The 17,683-nt window shown below is 59.0% G+C and carries 25 protein-coding genes; 16 read left to right on the forward strand and 9 right to left on the reverse strand.

The window, feature by feature from the left end:
- Positions 1–33: 33 nt before the first annotated feature.
- Both GOW98_RS15805 and GOW98_RS15810 read right to left on the reverse strand, forming a co-directional pair.
- Entirely contained in the window at positions 34–792 is a 759-nt protein-coding gene (locus tag GOW98_RS15805; protein WP_170333787.1) for a F0F1 ATP synthase subunit A, read from the reverse strand.
- Between the two features lie 3 nt (positions 793–795).
- Positions 796–1,128 carry an AtpZ/AtpI family protein gene (locus tag GOW98_RS15810; RefSeq protein ID WP_170333789.1) on the reverse strand — a complete coding sequence of 111 codons (333 nt, stop codon included), beginning with the start codon at positions 1,126–1,128 and terminating at the stop codon, positions 796–798.
- Positions 1,129–1,359: 231 nt separating this feature from the next.
- On the opposite strand from GOW98_RS15810, the gene GOW98_RS15815 reads away from it, so the two are divergent.
- Positions 1,360–1,692 (forward strand): ArsR/SmtB family transcription factor, encoded by a 333-nt coding sequence (locus GOW98_RS15815; protein WP_170333791.1) that lies wholly within the window; start codon positions 1,360–1,362, stop codon positions 1,690–1,692.
- A 9-nt stretch (positions 1,693–1,701) separates the two neighbouring features.
- On the opposite strand, the gene GOW98_RS15820 is transcribed toward GOW98_RS15815, so the two are convergent.
- The 3 genes from GOW98_RS15820 to GOW98_RS15830 all read right to left on the reverse strand — a co-directional run bounded on the left by GOW98_RS15820 (position 1,702) and on the right by GOW98_RS15830 (position 4,020).
- Positions 1,702–2,115, reverse strand: coding sequence for a universal stress protein (locus GOW98_RS15820; protein WP_170333793.1), 414 nt, complete (start codon positions 2,113–2,115; stop codon positions 1,702–1,704).
- Between the two features lie 118 nt (positions 2,116–2,233).
- Entirely contained in the window at positions 2,234–3,115 is an 882-nt protein-coding gene (locus GOW98_RS15825) for a DMT family transporter (protein WP_217359596.1), read from the reverse strand.
- A gap of 26 nt (positions 3,116–3,141) precedes the next feature.
- A complete protein-coding gene (locus GOW98_RS15830) occupies positions 3,142–4,020 on the reverse strand; it encodes a LysR family transcriptional regulator (RefSeq protein ID WP_170333797.1) in 879 nt (292 codons plus the stop codon).
- 119 nt (positions 4,021–4,139) lie between these two features.
- Between GOW98_RS15830 and GOW98_RS15835 the strand changes: the two genes are divergently transcribed.
- Entirely contained in the window at positions 4,140–4,721 is a 582-nt protein-coding gene (locus GOW98_RS15835) for an FMN-dependent NADH-azoreductase (protein WP_170333799.1), read from the forward strand.
- 76 nt (positions 4,722–4,797) lie between these two features.
- Here the strand turns inward: GOW98_RS15835 and GOW98_RS15840 are convergent, their stop codons facing one another.
- Positions 4,798–5,328, reverse strand: coding sequence for a prolyl-tRNA synthetase associated domain-containing protein (locus GOW98_RS15840; RefSeq protein WP_170333801.1), 531 nt, complete (start codon positions 5,326–5,328; stop codon positions 4,798–4,800).
- Positions 5,329–5,416: 88 nt separating this feature from the next.
- Between GOW98_RS15840 and GOW98_RS15845 the strand changes: the two genes are divergently transcribed.
- From GOW98_RS15845 to trmD, 10 genes are all read left to right on the forward strand, one after another.
- Entirely contained in the window at positions 5,417–5,935 is a 519-nt protein-coding gene (locus GOW98_RS15845; RefSeq protein WP_170333802.1) for a hypothetical protein, read from the forward strand.
- A gap of 162 nt (positions 5,936–6,097) precedes the next feature.
- Complete coding sequence (gene ffh / locus GOW98_RS15850) at positions 6,098–7,603, forward strand: signal recognition particle protein (RefSeq protein WP_170333804.1); 1,506 nt, start codon at positions 6,098–6,100, stop codon at positions 7,601–7,603.
- On the forward strand, positions 7,604–8,158 hold the full coding sequence (locus GOW98_RS15855) for a GNAT family N-acetyltransferase (RefSeq protein ID WP_170333806.1): 555 nt from the start codon (positions 7,604–7,606) through the stop codon (positions 8,156–8,158). It abuts the gene before it with no gap.
- Positions 8,155–8,451 (forward strand): chorismate mutase, encoded by a 297-nt coding sequence (locus tag GOW98_RS15860; RefSeq protein ID WP_170333807.1) that lies wholly within the window; start codon positions 8,155–8,157, stop codon positions 8,449–8,451. The genes GOW98_RS15855 and GOW98_RS15860 overlap by 4 nt, the downstream gene beginning before the upstream one ends.
- A gap of 70 nt (positions 8,452–8,521) precedes the next feature.
- Positions 8,522–8,911, forward strand: coding sequence for a 30S ribosomal protein S16 (gene rpsP / locus GOW98_RS15865; protein WP_170333809.1), 390 nt, complete (start codon positions 8,522–8,524; stop codon positions 8,909–8,911).
- A gap of 12 nt (positions 8,912–8,923) precedes the next feature.
- A complete protein-coding gene (bluB, locus tag GOW98_RS15870) occupies positions 8,924–9,559 on the forward strand; it encodes a 5,6-dimethylbenzimidazole synthase (RefSeq protein ID WP_170333811.1) in 636 nt (211 codons plus the stop codon).
- A 4-nt stretch (positions 9,560–9,563) separates the two neighbouring features.
- Positions 9,564–9,710: a hypothetical protein gene (locus GOW98_RS15875; protein WP_170333813.1), complete on the forward strand. Its 147-nt coding sequence runs from the start codon at positions 9,564–9,566 to the stop codon at positions 9,708–9,710.
- Positions 9,703–10,206 (forward strand): ribosome maturation factor RimM, encoded by a 504-nt coding sequence (gene rimM / locus GOW98_RS15880; protein WP_170333815.1) that lies wholly within the window; start codon positions 9,703–9,705, stop codon positions 10,204–10,206. The genes GOW98_RS15875 and rimM overlap by 8 nt, the downstream gene beginning before the upstream one ends.
- Positions 10,206–11,021, forward strand: a complete 816-nt coding sequence (locus GOW98_RS15885) for a hypothetical protein (protein WP_170333817.1) — start codon at positions 10,206–10,208, stop codon at positions 11,019–11,021. Before rimM ends, GOW98_RS15885 begins: the two co-directional genes overlap by 1 nt.
- Positions 11,018–11,815, forward strand: a complete 798-nt coding sequence (gene trmD / locus GOW98_RS15890) for a tRNA (guanosine(37)-N1)-methyltransferase TrmD (RefSeq protein ID WP_170333819.1) — start codon at positions 11,018–11,020, stop codon at positions 11,813–11,815. Before GOW98_RS15885 ends, trmD begins: the two co-directional genes overlap by 4 nt.
- Here trmD and GOW98_RS15895 read toward each other — a convergent pair.
- A complete protein-coding gene (locus tag GOW98_RS15895) occupies positions 11,812–12,612 on the reverse strand; it encodes a glycoside hydrolase family 25 protein (RefSeq protein WP_170333821.1) in 801 nt (266 codons plus the stop codon). The two genes, trmD and GOW98_RS15895, sit on opposite strands and share 4 nt — an antisense overlap.
- A gap of 379 nt (positions 12,613–12,991) precedes the next feature.
- Between GOW98_RS15895 and rplS the strand changes: the two genes are divergently transcribed.
- The 3 genes from rplS to GOW98_RS15910 all read left to right on the forward strand — a co-directional run bounded on the left by rplS (position 12,992) and on the right by GOW98_RS15910 (position 14,025).
- Positions 12,992–13,375: a 50S ribosomal protein L19 gene (gene rplS / locus GOW98_RS15900; protein WP_039541573.1), complete on the forward strand. Its 384-nt coding sequence runs from the start codon at positions 12,992–12,994 to the stop codon at positions 13,373–13,375.
- Positions 13,376–13,386: 11 nt separating this feature from the next.
- Complete coding sequence (gene rpmE, locus GOW98_RS15905; protein ID WP_170328370.1) at positions 13,387–13,608, forward strand: 50S ribosomal protein L31; 222 nt, start codon at positions 13,387–13,389, stop codon at positions 13,606–13,608.
- A 189-nt stretch (positions 13,609–13,797) separates the two neighbouring features.
- On the forward strand, positions 13,798–14,025 hold the full coding sequence (locus GOW98_RS15910) for a hypothetical protein (protein WP_170333823.1): 228 nt from the start codon (positions 13,798–13,800) through the stop codon (positions 14,023–14,025).
- Positions 14,026–14,047: 22 nt separating this feature from the next.
- Here the strand turns inward: GOW98_RS15910 and GOW98_RS15915 are convergent, their stop codons facing one another.
- The gene (locus GOW98_RS15915; RefSeq protein WP_170333825.1) at positions 14,048–15,643 is read right to left on the reverse strand and encodes an MFS transporter; all 1,596 of its coding nucleotides are present in this window, start codon (positions 15,641–15,643) and stop codon (positions 14,048–14,050) included.
- Positions 15,644–15,723: 80 nt separating this feature from the next.
- Positions 15,724–16,611, reverse strand: coding sequence for an AEC family transporter (locus GOW98_RS15920; protein ID WP_170333827.1), 888 nt, complete (start codon positions 16,609–16,611; stop codon positions 15,724–15,726).
- Positions 16,612–16,818: 207 nt separating this feature from the next.
- On the opposite strand from GOW98_RS15920, the gene GOW98_RS15925 reads away from it, so the two are divergent.
- Positions 16,819–17,628, forward strand: coding sequence for a division plane positioning ATPase MipZ (locus GOW98_RS15925; RefSeq protein WP_170333830.1), 810 nt, complete (start codon positions 16,819–16,821; stop codon positions 17,626–17,628).
- Positions 17,629–17,683 lie beyond the last annotated feature (55 nt).

Raw genomic sequence — 17,683 nt, forward strand, 5'->3', positions numbered from 1 at the left:
GAATTGGAAGTTTCGATGTTGGGGTATCAGACCTTAGTGCGAAGGATGCAGCGCATCTTTCAGATAAACACAGGTCAGAATGGTGAATACGTAGGCCTGGATAAAGGCCACCAGGACCTCGAGGCCGTACATTGCGGTGATCGCCAGAACGGACACGGGCGAGATCACGGCGACCGCGGCGAAGCCAGCGAACACCTTGATAACCGCGTGGCCAGCCATGACGTTACCGGCAAGACGAATGGAGTGGCTAACCGGGCGCACAAAGTACGAAATCAGCTCGATGATCGCCAGGATCGGACGCAACGCCAGAGGCGCGCTGGAGACCCAGAACAAACCCAGGAACGCGGCGCCGTTCTTGACAAAACCCAGAATGGTCACGGTCAGGAACACGGCCAGCGCCAGCGGGATGGTGACCGCAAAGTGCGACGTGGTTGTGAACGAAGTCGGGATCAGGCCCAGAAAGTTCGCGCTGACGATGAACATGAACAGGGTCATGACATAGGGGAAGAACTTGACGCCGTCCTTGCCGCAGATGTCTTCCAGCATCTTGTAGATAAAGCCGTAGGTCAGTTCCGCGACCGACTGCATCCGGCTGGGTACGATCGCGCGCTTGGACGTGGGCAGAACTAGCAGAGCAGCCACAGCCAGCACCGCGAAGAACAGCCACAGGGTCACGTTGGTAACCGTGAACATTCCCACTGCACCGTCGCCGAACAACGGCTTGACGATGAACTGGTCCATCGGGTGGAATACCAGGCTGCTGCCTTCTGCTGCGGTGGTCTCAGTTGCCACGTGTCAGTCCCTCTCGTCCTTCTCGGCAGCCGTCGCCGCCGTTTGTTTCTCTTGAGCCTCTTTCGCGCTGCGGAGCATAACCTTCACGCCCGCGACAAGGCCCAGCAATGTGAACAGCACCAGAAAGATCGGGATCGTCCCGAGCAGGCTGTCCAGCCCGTATCCGATGCCAAATCCGATCCCAAGACCGGATACCATTTCGATGACCATCCTCCAGGCAAGCTCGCCGCCCGAGACGTCAGCGTCTGCGCGGGGCTTCGGCTCTTTGGCCTTTTTCGCCGCCTCGATCTTGGCCTCCAGCTGCGCCATACGCTGCTTTTGGTCGTCATCGGTCACGGGCGTTTCCCTCGTACAGTCTTGGGCATGGTGCTAAGGGGCGACGGGCGCAGAGTCAACGGCGTTGAGTGCCCGAATTGCCGCACGTTAAGGTATTGTTATTTTTGTATTTTTCTATAGAGAAGATGCGAAAATGCAGCGCCTCGCCCCTCCGGCACAGTTCAAATGCATTAAATCTGCATATTCAACCAAATGGTTGACCAAACCCGGGCACTGTGGTTCAGCGGAAGCATGTCCAATGAACTCGACACTGTATTCGCGGCCCTTGCTGACCCCACCCGCCGCGCCATTCTGGCGATGCTGCTTGAGGATGACATGGCCGTGACCGATGTGGCCGAGCCGTTTGAGATGTCGCTTGCCGCGATCTCGAAACATTTGGTCATCCTGACCAAGGCCGGGCTGATCAGTCAGGAAAAGCGAGGCCGGGTAAAATGGTGCAAGCTTGAACCCGATGCCCTACGTGCAGCGTCGGTTTGGATGCAGGGGTTCGGACAGTTCGAACCGATCAATCTGGATGCGTTTGAACGGTTTCTGGAAATTGAACTGCCCGCCGCTGAAGACTAAAGGCCTGTTTCACCGCACGACGAGGACCGAAACCTTGGCGTGCTTGGCCAGATACCCCGCATGGCTGGAAAAGATATAGTCGGTGATCCGCGGCGCGTGGGTGCCCACAACGATCAGGTCGGCGCCGATCTCCTCGGCGGTGCGTGTCAGGTCACCATCGACCTCGACCGCAACATCGACCGAGTGGATATTGCGGCTGTCCACTTGGGCACCACTGTCCGCTGCCACTTGTTCCGCGAAGGCGGTCAACATCTGATTGGTTGTCGCGTCAGTCTGCACCGGATCCCCGGGTTGCGTGCCGGTCACGCTAACAACCGTGATCCTGGCCCCCTGCCATTTGGCAATCTGCGTGGCGACCTCCTGCGCTTTTCGGACCTCCGGCGGCAAATGCAGATCGACGGGGAGCATAATGTGGTTGAACATGGTGCTTTCCTCCTTGCACCTAGGGTAATTGAGAGAAGATGTTAACGCATTGACCTGCCTCAAGCATAGGCTGACAGCCAGACCTCTTACGCGCCACCTTTGGAAAGGATGGCCATCGTCATTCAGGAAGGGGGGTCGTGGTGCGGCGCTGTTCTTCGGTTTTCAACAGCAGCACAAGCGCGATGACTGTCAGGATTGCCCCGACAACAACCAACAGCGGAGGCGGCGTCTGCCCCAACGCGATTTCCCACAGGATCACCCAGCTGGGCGTCAGGTAGGTATAGGCCATCACCTTTGCCGAGGGCAGCCGCAGCGTCGCGAACTGCACCAGAACAAAGCTGACGGCAGTGGCAAAGATCGAGACATAAAGCAGCCCCACCCAGACGATCAGTGGCAGGTTGACCCAATCGGTCGCCCGAATGTCGGACCAGCCGTAAAGCGTCAGCAGAACGCAGCCCGCGACCAGAGTGCCAAAGGTGAACACCACCGCCGGTTCGCCCCGGTTCAGCTTGCGCACCATCGGCGTATAGATCGCGTGCGCAACACAGCCCCACAAATAGATGATCTCACCACCGCCGATCTGGAACGCGGTGAAGGCCTGCCAGTCCGCGCGGAAAATAACCCAGAGCGCCCCCACGGCTCCCACGGTCAGGGCAAAGGCCATCCGGGACGTCGTGACCTGCCGCAGCAACACCCAGCCCGCCACCGCGGACATCACCGGGGTCAGCGTGAACACGGCGGCGGCACTGACCGGGGGTGCGGTCTTCAGGCCGTGGAACATCAGAACGAAGTAGGTGGCAAACAACCCGCCCAGAACCAGATAGCGCCATGGGGCCTGCGCCGCGCTGCGCGGCAGGCCGGTGGTCATCAGCGCTGCTATCCCGATCACAACTGCAGCGATTAGAAAGCGCGCCGCCGTGATCGCCTCGGGCGCGATTTGATTGGCGACCAACGAGCCCAGCGAAAAGCTGCCCGCCACCAGGGCCGAGAAGACAAGCATGGCCAAGTGACCCTGTGCCTGAGGGCTCACGCCAGCCAGCCTTTGGATTGTTCTTTCAGATAGGTCAGAAAGCTTTGAACCTTGGTCGTGCGATGCAGGTCCACATGAGTCACCAGCCACAGATTCCCGAACCATTCCGGCAGCGGGTCAATCACCTCGATCAGATTGGGGTCTCGGCTTGCCTCCCATCGGGCCATGAACCCGATCCCGGCACCGGACAGAACCGCCTCGCGGATGCAGAAGTTGTTGGTGCAGCGGAACGTGATGCTTTCAGCGGGAACAGTCACACGCAACCACCGGGAAAACGGAGCACGGCTGTTTTCGTCGTCGGTGCTGACGAAGTGGTGGTTAACAAAGTCCTCTACGCCTGTAGGCTTACCATGGCGTTTCACATAGTCCTTGCTGGCAAACAGGCCGACCTCTTGCGTGATAAAGGGCTGTACCACGTTGTCCGGCTGATCCGGTGCCGACCCTGCGCGAATAGCGACGTGTGCTTCTCCGTATTCAAGGCGGAACAGGCGGTCTCCGGTCAGGTAGCGCACGATCAGGCCTGGATGCAGGCGCTGAAACTCGCTGAGCACGGGCACCACCAGTGGCGCCAGTGAGGACAGAGACGTCACGACAAGCTCACCCGAGACGTCATCGCCGCGCCCCTTCATCCGCCCGACCAGTTGGTTGAACTGATCCTCGGTCGCTTGTGCCACGCGCAACAGGTCATCTCCGGCCTCGGTAGGGGTGTAGCCGCGCGCGTGGCGCTGGAACAGTTTGGTCCCCAACCGGGCCTCAATTGCATCGATGTGGCGGATCACCGTCGCATGGTGAACGCCCAGCACCTCGGCCGCACCGCTGACGGTGCCCATGCGGGCCACTTGATAGGCAGTTCTCACTTCGTCCCAATTGTCCACGGCGCCACCTTACTGTGCAAATTCCAACATCAACTGTTGATGTATCCGAGTTTTGTTCACGTACGCAACATCCATATTGGGGCCAGACGAGAAATCCCTATCCACAAGGACCCGGTGAAATGACCAAAACCATCCTGCATATCGACGCCTCGGCCCGCCGCGAAGGCTCTGCCACCCGTGATTTGTCCGACCGCATCGTCAAGCATCTGGGCGCCGGGCGCATCATCCGCCGCGATCTGGCCAGCCCCCTGCCCCTGCTGACCGAAGACTGGATCACTGCTAACTTCACCCCCGCCGATCAGCGTGACGAGACCCAGCGCGATCAGCTGGCGCTGTCGGATACGCTGGTGAACGAACTGCAAGAGGCCGACACCATCATCGTTGGTCTGCCTATCTACAACTTCTCGGTGCCTGCAGCGTTCAAAGCCTGGATCGATCTGGTGGCCCGCGCCGGCCTGACCTTTAGCTACACCGAAAACGGCCCAAAGGGCCTGTTGGAAGGCAAACGCGCGGTTCTGGCCATTGCGTCGGGTGGTGTCCCCGTCGGGTCCGAGGTCGATTTCGCCACCAACTATGCCAAACATGTGCTGGGCTTTATCGGCATTCACGATGTGGACGTTGTTGCCGCCGACCAGATGGCTCTGGACGCAGAAACCACGCTGGCCAAGGCGCAGAAAGCCGTTCTGAAACTGGCGGCCTGATCGCCCGTACCTTTAGAAGCCTGCGCGCCCAGCCTGCTTTTGCAACGGTTGGGCGCACTTATTCTACGGCCTTGAATCAGGGCAGCCATTTCACCTCACACCCGACCCGGTCGAAGAACGCCATCAGATCAGCGCGCGTCATCGCAACGGTGCGGTCATTGACCAGCGGGTGCATGTAGATGACATCGGCCTGCTGCGCCGCACCATCCATAAAGAACCGCACATCGTTCTGCACCCCGTTGATCATCGCCAGCGGGCTGACCGCTCCGGGCCGGATACCGAGGTTCTGCAGCAACCGGTCCGCCGAACCGAAGGACAGGTTGCCCACGCCCAACTCCGCCCCCAGCGCCTTGAGGTCGATCTCGCGGCTTTGCTCTAGCGTCACCAGATAGTTTCGCTTTTTCTTGTCGCGCAGATACAGGTTCTTCAGGCGCAGAGCATTCTCACCCGGCACCATGAACTGATCCTCGACCGACTTTGAATCCTCAACCGTGCGCAGCGGCACATGGGTGTGCAGACGATATGTCAGACCCCAATCATCCAGCTGCGCCAAGAGCGCGTCCGAGCTAAGCGGTAGTGAGTCCTGAAAAGCGGATGATGCGTCCATGAGAACCTCCTGTTTGGCGCGCTCATCGCGCAACACGCGGACGAATTCAAGCCACGACAGTGCCAGAAATCAGTGTTAGCGTGCCGCCATGAAAGTAACGCGAAACACCCCAGATCAATTGATCCTTTCCAACACGCCATGGTTCATCGGCATCACGCTGGTGCTCTTTATCCTCTGTTTTGTTGGGGCTGGTTTGTTCATGGCCAGCGAGGGTGGTGAGGGCATATTGTTCGGCATCTTCTTTGCGGTCTTCGGCGGGGGGATGGGCTTTGGCGCATTCTGCGTCTTTGTGCGCCGCGTTCAGGTCATATTGGACCGCAACAGCAATAGCATCTTGATCCGTCGCCAATCCATCTTTGGATATGACACTGTAGAACATGAGCTGTCGAACCTGTCCCATGCCGAGGTGGAAACCACCACCTCAAGCCGCGACAGGACCACGTCCAAAATGCATCGTCCCGTTTTGATTCTGGAGAAGGGAATGAGCGCTGGGCGTCACCCGATTGTCGAAGCCTATGTCAGCGGGCACGGGGCGCAGCGGCTGGTGGATGCTGTCAATGACTGGCTTCCGGCGCTCAAGGTTGACTCTGACAGTCAATCCGCCTAAAGCCCCATCCAAACATCCGGAAGAGACGATCCTTCCGGTCCCTTGAGTCGTTCAGGGATCGCCCCCCACCAGCGAGTTTCGCCCGTGGGGGCAATTGTGTATTTAACCGGTGTTTCCTACCTAGGAAGTGCCATCAGATAACCGGCTAAGGAGGCCGAAGGCATGTTTGAAAATCTATCCGAACGCCTTTCTGGCGTCTTTGACCGGCTGACCAAACAAGGTGCTCTGTCCGAAGAAGACGTCAAAACCGCCCTTCGTGAGGTCCGGGTTGCGCTGCTTGAGGCCGACGTCTCGCTGCCGGTTGCCCGTGAATTCGTCAAGAAGGTACAGGAACAAGCAACTGGTCAGGCCGTCACCAAGTCGATCACCCCGGGTCAGCAGGTCGTCAAGATCGTGCATGACGCGCTGGTCGATACCCTGCGCGGCGAGGAAGACCCCGGCAAGTTGAAGATCGACAACCCGCCCGCCCCGATCCTGATGGTCGGCCTGCAGGGTTCGGGTAAGACCACCACCACCGGTAAACTCGCCAAACGCCTGAAAGAGAAAGAGGGTAAAAAGGTCCTTATGGCCTCGCTGGACGTTTATCGCCCGGCGGCGATGGATCAGTTGGCCGTTTTGGGTACTCAGGTTGGTGTGGATACCCTGCCGATCGTTCCCGGCCAGAAACCCGTCGATATCGCCAAGCGCGCCAAGCAGCAGGCAACGCTGGGTGGCTACGACGTCTACATGCTGGATACCGCGGGCCGCCTGCATATCGACGAAGTCCTGATGGATGAGGTCGAGCAGGTTCGCAACGCAGTCGATCCGCGTGAAACCCTGCTGGTAGTCGACGGCCTGACCGGTCAGGTCGCCGTTGAGGTCGCCGAGGAGTTTGACGCCAAGGTCGGTATCTCGGGCGTGGTTCTGACCCGGATGGACGGGGACGGGCGCGGCGGTGCGGCGCTGTCGATGCGCGCGGTCACCGGCAAGCCGATCCGCTTTGTGGGTCTGGGCGAGAAGATGGACGCGCTTGAAACCTTCGAGCCGGACCGGATCGCCGGTCGTATTCTGGGCATGGGCGACATCGTTGCTCTGGTCGAAAAGGCCCAGGAAACGATGGAGATGGAACAGACCGAGCGCATGATGAAGCGCATGGTCAAAGGTCAGTTCAACATGAACGACCTGAAAATGCAGCTGGAGCAGATGATCCAGATGGGCGGCATGCAGGGCATGATGGGCATGATGCCCGGCATGAACAAAATGGCCAAGCAGATGGATCAGGCCGGTCTGGACGACAAGATACTGCGCCAGCAGATCGCCATGATCCAATCCATGACCAAACGCGAACGCGCCAACCCGCAATTGCTGCAGGCCAGCCGCAAGAAACGGATTGCAGCCGGTTCCGGGATGGAGGTCAGCGACCTCAACAAGCTTCTCAAGATGCACCGGCAGATGTCGGACATGATGAAAAAGATGGGCAAGATGGGCAAAGGCAAGATGCTGAAGCAGGCCATGAAAGGCATGTTTGGCAAAGGCGGCCCATCGCCCGAAGAAATGGCTGCAGGCATGGACCCCAAGGCGCTGGAGCAGGCGGCCAAGGCGATGGGTGGCAAGATGCCCGGTATGCCCGGCATGGGCGGTGGCATGGCTCTGCCTCCGGGCCTTAGCGGGTTTGGCAAGAAGAAGTAAATGAACGCCATCGCCCAACATATCCCCCGGCTTGAGACCGAGCGCCTGATCCTGCGCGCGCCATCCGAGGCCGATCTGGACGCGGACAGCGCCTTCTTCGCAAGCGATGCTGCGAAATATGTCGGCGGGCCTCTGCGTAGGGATGAAGTGTGGCGGGTGATTGCCCTGCATTTTGGTCATTGGGCTCTGCGTGGCTATGGATATTGGAGTGTCGATGAAAAAGACACCGGCGCCTATGTCGGTCGGATCGGCCTGTGGTTCCCCGAAGGTTGGCCGGAGCCTGAAGTGGGTTGGACTTTGATGACACATGCCACCGGCAAGGGATACGCGACCGAGGCCGCTTTGGCCGCGCGCGCCCATGCCTATGACGTGCTGGGCTGGGAAACGGCCATTTCGCTGATCGACCCGGAAAACCACGCCAGCAAGGCCGTGGCCAAACGGTTGGGCGCCGCATTTGATTACCACTACGAACACCCGAAATTCGGCACCACCGAGATCTGGAGGCATCCGGCTCCAGCTGATCTGGTGAATGGCGGCATGGAGGCCTACGCATGACCAACCCCGTGACGCGGGCTGCCGCGCTGTTGAAAGAACATCGCGAAAGCATCGACCGGCTGGACGCGATCCTTGTCTATACGCTGGGCGAGCGATTCAAGCACACGCAGGCCGTTGGCAAGCTCAAGGCTGAACACGAACTTCCCCCGTCCGATCCCTCGCGCGAGGCTGCGCAGATCGCTCGGCTAGAAGACCTGGCGAAACAGGCCGATCTGGACCCCGACTTCGCCAAGGCTTTTCTGAATTTCATCATTCAGGAAGTCATCCGACACCACCGGAAACATCAGGAATAATCATCCGTTTCCACGAATACCAAGAATAACCGGGCACTTCCCGGTCACGCCATCCAAAGGAGATACCACCATGGCAATGAAAATTCGTCTCGCCCGCGGCGGCTCGAAAAAACGTCCCTTCTACCGCATTGTGGCTGCTGACAGCCGTATGCCCCGCGACGGCCGTTTCATCGAGAAACTGGGCACCTACAACCCGCTGCTGCCGAAAGACAGCGAAGAGCGCGTGAAAATGAACATGGAGCGCGTTCAGTACTGGCTGGATCAGGGCGCACAGCCCACCGACCGTATCGCACGTATGCTGGAAGCTGCTGGCGCGAAGGACAAAGCCGAGCGTAACAACCCCAACAAGGGTACTCCGGGCAAGAAAGCTCAAGAGCGCGCGGAAGAAAAAGCTGCAAAGGCCGCTGAAGCTGCCGAAGCTGCTGCTGCACCGGCTGAAGAAGCGGCTGCAGAAGAATAAGCAGGCGGGCGCGTGCAGGATCAGACTTTCACCGACGATTTTCGCACGCAGTTCGACCTGTTGATGCGGCTCCGGCGCGACGTGCGCCGGTTCCGCACCAACGCGATAGACGAGGCAGTGCTGACACGCTGCCTCGACGCGTTTCGGCTGGCTCCCTCGGTGGGGCTAAGCGAACCCTGGCGCGTGATCCGCGTCGAGAGCAAGGCCGCACGGGCGGCGGCGCTGAAGAATTTCCAAACCGCAAATGCCAAAGCCCTGGCTGGATATTCCGGTGAGAAGGCGCAGCTTTACAGCGGTCTTAAACTGTCGGGCATGCAAGAGGCTCCGGTGCAACTGGCAGTGTTCTGCGACGATGCCACCGACAAGGGCCAAGGTCTGGGCGCGGGCACGATGCCCGAGATGCGGCGTTATTCCGTGGTTTCGGCCATCACGTTGTTCTGGCTGGCTTTGCGCGCGCAGGGGCTGGGTTTGGGCTGGGTATCCATTCTTGACCCAGACCAGATGGCCCGCGATCTGGACGTGTCCGAGAACTGGCGCCTCATCGGCTATTTTTGCGTTGGCTGGCCCGAGGAACTGTCGGATACACCCGAACTGGAACGCGTCGGATGGGAATGCCGCGACGACACTCTGCCGGTTGAGGTGCGATAGACAAATGTTCGCGCTGATACGACTTCCCATCCTGTTGATGATCGCCTTTATTGTGGGGGTGTTCTTTGAACGCTCGAACCAACGAGAGGCCTGTGCCGCGCATGGCGACTGGCAGGACGGGCTATGTGTGACGGATGGGCCAAATGAGTGATCTGATCTGCGTCGGCAGCATTGCGGGATCGTATGGCGTACGCGGTGAGGTGCGGCTGAAAAGCTATTGCGCCATTCCTGAGGATATCGAAACCTACTCCCCTCTGACCGATGAGGCGGGCAAAGAACGGTATCCGCTGCTCCTGACACGGTCCATAAAGAACGGTTTTGCGGCGCGACTGGGCGGCGTTGAAACCAAAGAGGACGCCGATGCATTGAAGGGCCTGCGCCTGTTCGCGCGTCGCGATCAGTTGCCATCACTGCCCGATGACGAGTTTTATCATACCGACCTGATCGGGCTTGAAGTCTATGACACCGGCGGAACCCTGCTGGGACGAGTCAAATCGGTACAGAACCATGGCGCAGCCGACCTGCTTGAACTGCACGGACCGGGCTTGAAAGCCACGGTTTTGCTGCCCTTCACTCTGGAAGTAGTACCGACGGTGGATCTGGACAAAGGCCGTATTGTCGCCGACCCACCTGAAGGGCTGATCTGATGCGCCGCGTCTTGCTGCATCTGGGTCTGCACAAGACGGGCACTACCGCGGCGCAATCGTTTTTGTATGAGAACAGAGAACTGATCTGGCCACACTTCGCGTTGGTTCTGCCCTATCGCACCCGCAAGTCAGGCCTGTCACGCGCGGCCACCAACCATTCCGTCTATGGGACCGTAGGAACCCTGTCCGAATTCGGTACGCAAGTGTCAGACTTTCTGGACACGCTCGAATTCGGCGACAAACGCGGCCTGATCGTCAGCGAAGAAAACTTTGCAGGCCTACGACCCAGTCGAAACATCGAACAGGGTTATGCAGCGACCCCTGAACTTGCCGCCTGTCTGGTGGATGCGGTCCGCCATCGTTTTTCCGGGCAAGAGGTCGAGATTACGGTCTACCTGTCCCTTCGGCAACGTGGCGGCTGGCTGCGCAGTCTCTGGGCGCATGATCTGGAGCGCATGCGTCAAGTCTATGATTTAGAGACCTTCCAAGACCACCTGGAACAGGTCGCGCCCCTGCAGGATACGGTGGAGCAAATCGAGAACAGGCTGCCTTCGGTCACGGTCACGACAGAGTGGCTTGAGGAATTGCAGCTGCGCCGCTATGGACCCGGCACCCCGTTTGCCGAGTATCTGAAATTGCCGCGCGACAAAGCCAAGCTTCTGGTGCCGCCGTCAAAGGTTAACAACCGCCTGCCCGAGGATGTCTTGGCCGAGTTGCTGGAACTGAACCGTTCGCGGCTGGACGAAGGTGCTCTGATTGAACAGAAGAAGGCAGTAATCGACCGCGCGAAAGGCGCGCTGATTGGCACGACATGACAGACAAGCCCAGTAAATCTCATGGTCGCAAGGCGATCCGCCCAACATTGAAGCCGCGCGAGCTGCTGACCCCCACACCCGACCTGCATGGCGTGTGGAAAGCCAAGATCATCACCCTGTTCCCGTCCGCCTTTCCGGGCGTTTTGGGAGAAAGCCTGACCGGCAAGGCGCTGCAAGAGGGTCTCTGGCAGCTGGAAACCGTCGATCTGCGCCAGTTCGGCATCGGCAAGCACCGCAACGTGGATGACACGCCTGCTGGCGGTGGCGCAGGTATGGTACTGCGCGCCGACGTGTTGGGCGAGGCGATTGAACAGACCATGGCCGGTGTGCAGGGCAACTGGCCGCTGATCTATCTCAGCCCCCGTGGCCGCCGGATGGACCAACGCATGATGCAGAACCTGGCACGTTGCGACGGCATGACCCTGCTGTGCGGCCGTTTCGAGGGCGTCGATGAACGGGTGCTGGAGCATTTCGGCGTGCAGGAGGTCTCCTTAGGTGATTTCGTCATGACCGGCGGAGAAATCGCTGCGCAGGCGCTGATCGATGCGACCGTGCGGCTGATCCCCGGCGTGCTGGGCAATCAGGCCTCGGCCGAGGAAGAGAGCTTTTCTTCTGGCCTGCTGGAGCATCCACAGTATACCCGCCCCGCCGAATGGAAGGGCCGCCCGATACCCGACATCCTTATGTCCGGGCACCACGGGCGCATTGCCAACTGGCGACACGAGATGTCGGAACAGATCACCCGCGAACGGCGACCCGATCTGTGGGAAAACTATCGGAAGGACGGGGACTAACCCCCCGCCTTCCAACGCGCCCAGGTCTCGGGGTGGCCGTTGAACGTGTTGATATCCACCTTGCCCTGTACGCCCGGCACCAGCCCAGTGCCGGTGTACTGCCAGAATCGCCAGGGGGATTTCGGATAGACTTTGTGCGGATGGCCCGCGACCGAGCGTAACCAGAACTCGGTTCCTCGCAGGCGGGCAATATCGGTGTCGTCATGAAAATCCACGGTCGTATAGACAATGGGTCGCCGCCCATAGTGACGCTCTAAAATATCCAGGAATCGTTTGGCCTCGGCACGAACTTTGGCACCATCGGGGCGCAATCGACAGGTTTTGGAATGAGGCGTCCACTCCATATCCAGCACATGCGGCAAGTCGGCCCCTTTTGGCACGTTCTGAATGAACCATCGCGCCTGTTCATGCGCCGGGCGGCAGAAGTAATAATAGTGATACGCACCCCACGGCACCCCTGCCGCCTGCGCGCCACGTCGGTGGTCATCAAACATGGGATCGAATACATCACCGCCCTCGGTGGCTTTGATGAACACGAAACTGACACCCGACGCCTTAGCCCGGCGCCAGTCAATCGGCCCCTGCCAGCGTGACACGTCCAGCCCGTGCACCGGGTAATGACCGGGATGCCGCCCGTCCCAGTCATGCGGGTCGGCATCTCCAAAGGCCGGATAGATGACCGAAGGGGACGTCGTACTCAGAAACGCTTTGGTCTCGACCTGTTGGGGCGGAGGGGTACTGCGACCGCAGGACAGGGTCGCAAGGGCCATGGCGGCCAGCATCAACGCAGTGCGCATGATCTGTTCCTGTTTTAAATTTCTGCTCGTATAATTGGAACCAGAATGCCTGATCAGCCACATAAGGCAACGGCGTATTTTGCGGATGGCGAAAACCCACCGTCCAGCTTTGAAAATATGGCGTTTTTGTCTTGATCCCTGTCCGAAAACTCCTTAAAGCAGCGCCATCCGGTGCCGCAACTTCGCGACTCCGGTGTTTTGGTTTGCAAAATGGCGCAACGCTCGGCTTTCTTCAGCCACGGCGTGTCAAGGCAGACCAGGCACAAGGAACATTCGATCTGACCTCTGGCGGGCTGTACGCAGGACCCGGTGAAGACCAAGAGCTCTCAGGCCGTGCTTAACTTCGTGGGCCAACCACGAGCAGATAGGAGAAACTGCGATGGACCTGATCGCACAGCTTGAGGCGGAACAGATTGCCGCCCTGGGGAAAGACATCCCCGATTTCAAAGCCGGTGACACCATCCGTGTCGGCTTTAAAGTGACCGAAGGCTCGCGCACCCGTGTGCAGAACTACGAAGGCGTCTGCATCGCGCGCAAAGGTGGCAGCGGCATTGCCGGTTCGTTCACCGTCCGCAAAATTTCGTTTGGCGAAGGCGTGGAGCGTGTGTTCCCGCTGCACTCGACCAACATCGACAGCATCACTGTTGTCCGCCGCGGCCGCGTCCGTCGCGCCAAACTGTACTATCTGCGCACCCGTCGCGGTAAATCCGCACGTATCGCAGAAGTTACCAACTACAAACCCAAGGCTGGCGCCGAGGCGTAAGGAGCGGAAAGATGAAAAAAGACATCCATCCCGATTACCACTTCATCGACGTCAAAATGACCGACGGCTCGATCGTGAAAATGAAATCCACCTGGGGCTCCGAAGGCGACCAGCTGGCTCTGGAAATCGACCCCTCCTCGCACCCCGCGTGGACCGGTGGTTCGTCGCGCCTGATGGACGCCGGCGGCCGCGTGTCGAAGTTCAAGAAGAAATACGAAGGTCTGGGCTTCTAAGCTTGATCTGCATGAAATGCGAAAGGCCGTCCTTCGGGGCGGCCTTTTTCTTTTACCGTGTTCAGAGGCTACACGTCATTACAAAGAAAGCCGAGGTAGATTGCGGATCGCTTATACCGATCACGTCAAGGGCTGGCGGATTCTGTTTTAGCCGGTAACATATACCCAGCCACGACGGAGACCCTGAAAATGCCCCAGTACAATGACATGATCGAGCTTTCGGTAGAGGATATGGACCTGATCGAAACGGCGTTGCGCGGCTCGGTCGCCTCGTTGTCGCAGGCCGCGATGGATGAGGGTGAGGACGGCAACACGGACCGCGAAGACACATTGCGGCGCATTCACGATCTTCTGGGCAAGCTGCACGATCAGAAGGTTTTTTATCGCCCTAAAGAAGGGGTGTATCTGGGGGGCTAAGCCTGACAAAACCACAGCGCGCTTATCGAGGCTCGCGCGTCAGGTCTGCAGCGCTATGCAGCGGCGGCACTGGTCCGCGCAGCAACATCAGCGCCAAGGCCATGCCGACCAGCGCGGCAATCGCAGCCACCAGCATGGCGCTGTCAAAGGCGTTATCCTGTAAATCCCGAAGCGCTTTGGCTAGGGCGGTTCCGGACGTCGGGTCCAGCCCCGCGATTAGCTGCTGAATCTGGCTGGGTGTACCGTGGGTCAGCGCATGAGCCAGATCCTCGCGCTGGGTCGATCCGGCAGGCAGCGCGTTGATGACCTCCGACAGGCCACGGCGTTTAGTTATGGACTCTGCAAGACCTCCAACCACAGCACCCAGTGTAGCGCCGAAATAAAGGCAGGCGTTGATCACGCCTGAGCCCTGCCCCACATGCTCTTCCGGCAACAGGCGTAGGCCAAGGCGCGGAAGCAGCGAGAAACAGATGCCCATCCCGATGCCGACAATCAGCAGTTTCCACCATATCTCGGCATACTGCGTGGTGTTCGTGGTTGTCATCAGCAAAAGGAACCCGCAGGCCATCGCTCCAAGACCAATCGCAACTGGCCATTGAAAGCTGTAGGGCGCCAAAAACCTTGGTGCGGTGACCGAGATGACAAACATGCTGAGGCTGAGCGGCATGATCGCCAATCCTGCGCCGATTGAGGAATACCCAAAGGCATCCGGCGACTGAACGAATGTGTTGAAATAGACAAAAAAGCAGAACAGCGTGAAGCCAGTAAAGAACATCCCCGCTGCAGCCATGAAATAACGCGGGTGGCGGAAATAGCGCAGTTCGATCAGCGGGTCATCGGCACGACGTGAAACGATGACCAGAACAACCGTCGCCAACGCAGCAATCGCAAGTGGAACCAGCGTGAGCGGCGTGGCCCAGCCTCCGCTTTCGCCATTACTGAGCGCAAAGGACAGTGGCCCAAGGAACAAGAGGATGGCAACAGCCCCCGGGTAATCAAACTCTGCCCCGGCAAGCCGCGTGTCAGGCACGTATTTCCGCTTGCTGACATGCAGCCCTATGGCAAAGGCCACAGCAAGTAACACCAAATCAGCCGCAAAAACCGCCCTCCAACTGACATAATGCCCAAAGGCTCCGCCGACGATTGGCCCGATACCAATGGCCAGACCAACAATCGCGCCCCACGCCCCGGTAACGCTGGCGCGTTGTTCTTCAGGCGTGGCGGCGGTCAGCAGCGACAGAGATGTTCCGAACAGCGCGGCGGCGCCTGCCCCCTGAGCACCGCGTCCAAACAACAACATGGCCCCATCCTGCGCAAACAGGACCGAGGCCGATCCGATGGCAAAAACGATCATGCCAAGGAAGAACACACCCATCTTGCCGGTGATATCCCCCATTCGACTAACGATAGTGACAAGCGAGGCGCTGGCTACCGTATAGGTCGCCATTACCCACTGCAGCCCGGACGGGGTCAGATCGAACTCGGCCTTGAGGTTGGGCAGGATGGTGGCGACAGCGGTGGTGTTGAACCCCACGACCATCATGCAGATCGCCGTCATCGCCAGCACCACACGGGCGCGGGCTTGCGGGGTCACGTCTTCCAAGGCCTTTTCACGCATCAAATTGCCCTCAAACTACAAGTGTTTAACGCAATTATTCAGCAGTTTAGCGATTTTTGCCTCTGCGCATAGTGTCTGCGTCAGATCCAGTAGGACAGCGCAACCGGCAACACCACAATCGTGCTGAGAGTCGAGACCAGAATGAACCCGGCGACATCCGGGCCGTATTCCGGTACGTGTTGGTCGATGAACAGGTAAGTCGCCACCGATGACGGCATCAGACAGCACAGGATGACAGCGCCGCGTTCAGCCCCGGTAAAACCGAACGTCCAAACCAAGGCGCTGGCGATCACAACAGCCATCGCCAGATGCAGGAGGGTTAAAACCACCGCCCGACCAAGGCTTTTGATCTGCAACGTCGCCAGAGTATGGCCTAACGTCAGCAGCATGAGCGGGATCGAGAGCCCACCGAGAATGTCAAAGGATTTAGCCACGGGCTGCGGCAGGCTGTACCCGGTGGCCATAAGGATCAAAGAGATCACCACCGCATAAATGATCGGCGATGTGGCAAGTTTCTTGGGCGAGAACTCTCCAGCCGGAATCCACATTCCGACGGTGAAGATACTGATCAGGACGACGACTACGAAGCCCATCGTATAGGCCATTCCTGCGTCGCCTAGCGCCAACAGAGTGATCGGCAGGCCAATGTTTCCGACATTGCCATGCATCAGCGGCGTAAGAAACGCCCGAACCGGTAGGCGCATCGCCTTCAGCGCAATGAACCCCAAAACCCCAAACCCGGCAATGGCCAGCGCGGCGGCCGCCATCACATCCAGAAACGTATCGACGGCGATATGGGTTGTAGACAGATGTGAGATGATCAGCGTCGGATACCCCACGCGCGAGACGATCCCGCCTATCACCTTGTTGTCGAACGGAGCTTTGATGAGGGCTAAACAGTAACCGATTCCGGCGCAAATCAACACGGGCAGGACCACGTTTAGAACGTTCAGAAACAGATGGTCCAACGGCTGCCCCTATCGGTTTTTCCTGTCCCGAACAGTGAAACAGGCCGCTATGTTTGGCAAGTCGGCAGCCTAACCCGCGTTCCTGCCTTGGTTTTCCAAATTAGAGCCTGATAACACCGATTGAGGTTCTTCCCTTCCCGCTTTCCACAACATATAGTGGCTCGCAACAACGTGTGGGCAAGCACGGCGGGACATGGGAATACAAGCATGGCACATATCATCGTAGTGGGGAACGAGAAGGGCGGCGCAGGCAAATCGACCGTGTCGATGCATGTGGCCACTGCTTTGGCTCGGCTGGGCCACAAGGTCAGCACACTGGATCTTGACCTGCGCCAACGCAGCCTCGGTCGCTATTTCGAGAACCGCGGCAACTTCATGAACGGCTCAGAAGCGCGGCTGCCCAGCCCGCGCCACCATGACTTGCCCGAGATCGATCCAAAAAATCTGAAGCCCGGTGAGAACATCTATGACCACCGCCTGTCGGCCGCCGTGGCCGAGTTGGAAAGCGACAGCGACTTTATTCTGATCGACTGCCCCGGCTCACACACCCGCCTTAGCCAGGTGGCGCACTCTCTTGCCGACACTCTGATCACGCCCCTGAATGACAGTTTCATCGACTTTGACCTGCTGGCGCGGATCGATTCAAAGGGTGAGAAAATCCTCGGACCATCGGTTTATTCCGAGATGGTCTGGAACGCGCGGCAGCTGCGGGCTCAGGCTGGGTTGAAACCCATTGACTGGGTCGTCGTGCGCAACCGCGTTGGTACGCAGCGCATGGTCAACAAGGAAAAGATGCAGCGCGCGATTGAGATGCTGTCCCAGCGCATCGGTTTCCGCGTTGCTTCGGGGTTCTCTGAGCGGGTGATCTTCCGCGAACTGTTCCCCCGCGGCCTGACCCTGCTGGACCTCAAGGATATCGGGGTGAAACAGCTGAACATCTCGAACATCGCCGCGCGGCAGGAACTGCGCGACATGATGAAAGAGCTGAACCTGCCGGGCGTCGAAATCGATTTTTAAGGGGCTTGCACGCTGATGGCTGCGTGCAACCGACAAGAATTGGACGCTGCCAGCG

This window comes from Ruegeria arenilitoris (assembly GCF_013032445.1).
Lineage (GTDB): Bacteria > Pseudomonadota > Alphaproteobacteria > Rhodobacterales > Rhodobacteraceae > Ruegeria > Ruegeria arenilitoris_F.

Coding starts and splice junctions, on each gene's coding strand:
- GOW98_RS15815 (WP_170333791.1), top strand. CDS start 1,360: ATGTCCAATGAACTCGACACTGTATTCGCGGCCCTTGCTGACCCCACC.
- GOW98_RS15820 (WP_170333793.1), bottom strand. CDS start 2,115: ATGTTCAACCACATTATGCTCCCCGTCGATCTGCATTTGCCGCCGGAG.
- GOW98_RS15825 (WP_217359596.1), bottom strand. CDS start 3,115: ATGCTTGTCTTCTCGGCCCTGGTGGCGGGCAGCTTTTCGCTGGGCTCG.
- GOW98_RS15835 (WP_170333799.1), top strand. CDS start 4,140: ATGACCAAAACCATCCTGCATATCGACGCCTCGGCCCGCCGCGAAGGC.
- GOW98_RS15840 (WP_170333801.1), bottom strand. CDS start 5,328: ATGGACGCATCATCCGCTTTTCAGGACTCACTACCGCTTAGCTCGGAC.
- GOW98_RS15845 (WP_170333802.1), top strand. CDS start 5,417: ATGAAAGTAACGCGAAACACCCCAGATCAATTGATCCTTTCCAACACG.
- ffh (WP_170333804.1), top strand. CDS start 6,098: ATGTTTGAAAATCTATCCGAACGCCTTTCTGGCGTCTTTGACCGGCTG.
- GOW98_RS15855 (WP_170333806.1), top strand. CDS start 7,604: ATGAACGCCATCGCCCAACATATCCCCCGGCTTGAGACCGAGCGCCTG.
- GOW98_RS15860 (WP_170333807.1), top strand. CDS start 8,155: ATGACCAACCCCGTGACGCGGGCTGCCGCGCTGTTGAAAGAACATCGC.
- rpsP (WP_170333809.1), top strand. CDS start 8,522: ATGGCAATGAAAATTCGTCTCGCCCGCGGCGGCTCGAAAAAACGTCCC.
- GOW98_RS15875 (WP_170333813.1), top strand. CDS start 9,564: ATGTTCGCGCTGATACGACTTCCCATCCTGTTGATGATCGCCTTTATT.
- rimM (WP_170333815.1), top strand. CDS start 9,703: ATGAGTGATCTGATCTGCGTCGGCAGCATTGCGGGATCGTATGGCGTA.
- GOW98_RS15885 (WP_170333817.1), top strand. CDS start 10,206: ATGCGCCGCGTCTTGCTGCATCTGGGTCTGCACAAGACGGGCACTACC.
- trmD (WP_170333819.1), top strand. CDS start 11,018: ATGACAGACAAGCCCAGTAAATCTCATGGTCGCAAGGCGATCCGCCCA.
- GOW98_RS15895 (WP_170333821.1), bottom strand. CDS start 12,612: ATGCGCACTGCGTTGATGCTGGCCGCCATGGCCCTTGCGACCCTGTCC.
- rplS (WP_039541573.1), top strand. CDS start 12,992: ATGGACCTGATCGCACAGCTTGAGGCGGAACAGATTGCCGCCCTGGGG.
- rpmE (WP_170328370.1), top strand. CDS start 13,387: ATGAAAAAAGACATCCATCCCGATTACCACTTCATCGACGTCAAAATG.
- GOW98_RS15910 (WP_170333823.1), top strand. CDS start 13,798: ATGCCCCAGTACAATGACATGATCGAGCTTTCGGTAGAGGATATGGAC.
- GOW98_RS15915 (WP_170333825.1), bottom strand. CDS start 15,643: ATGCGTGAAAAGGCCTTGGAAGACGTGACCCCGCAAGCCCGCGCCCGT.
- GOW98_RS15925 (WP_170333830.1), top strand. CDS start 16,819: ATGGCACATATCATCGTAGTGGGGAACGAGAAGGGCGGCGCAGGCAAA.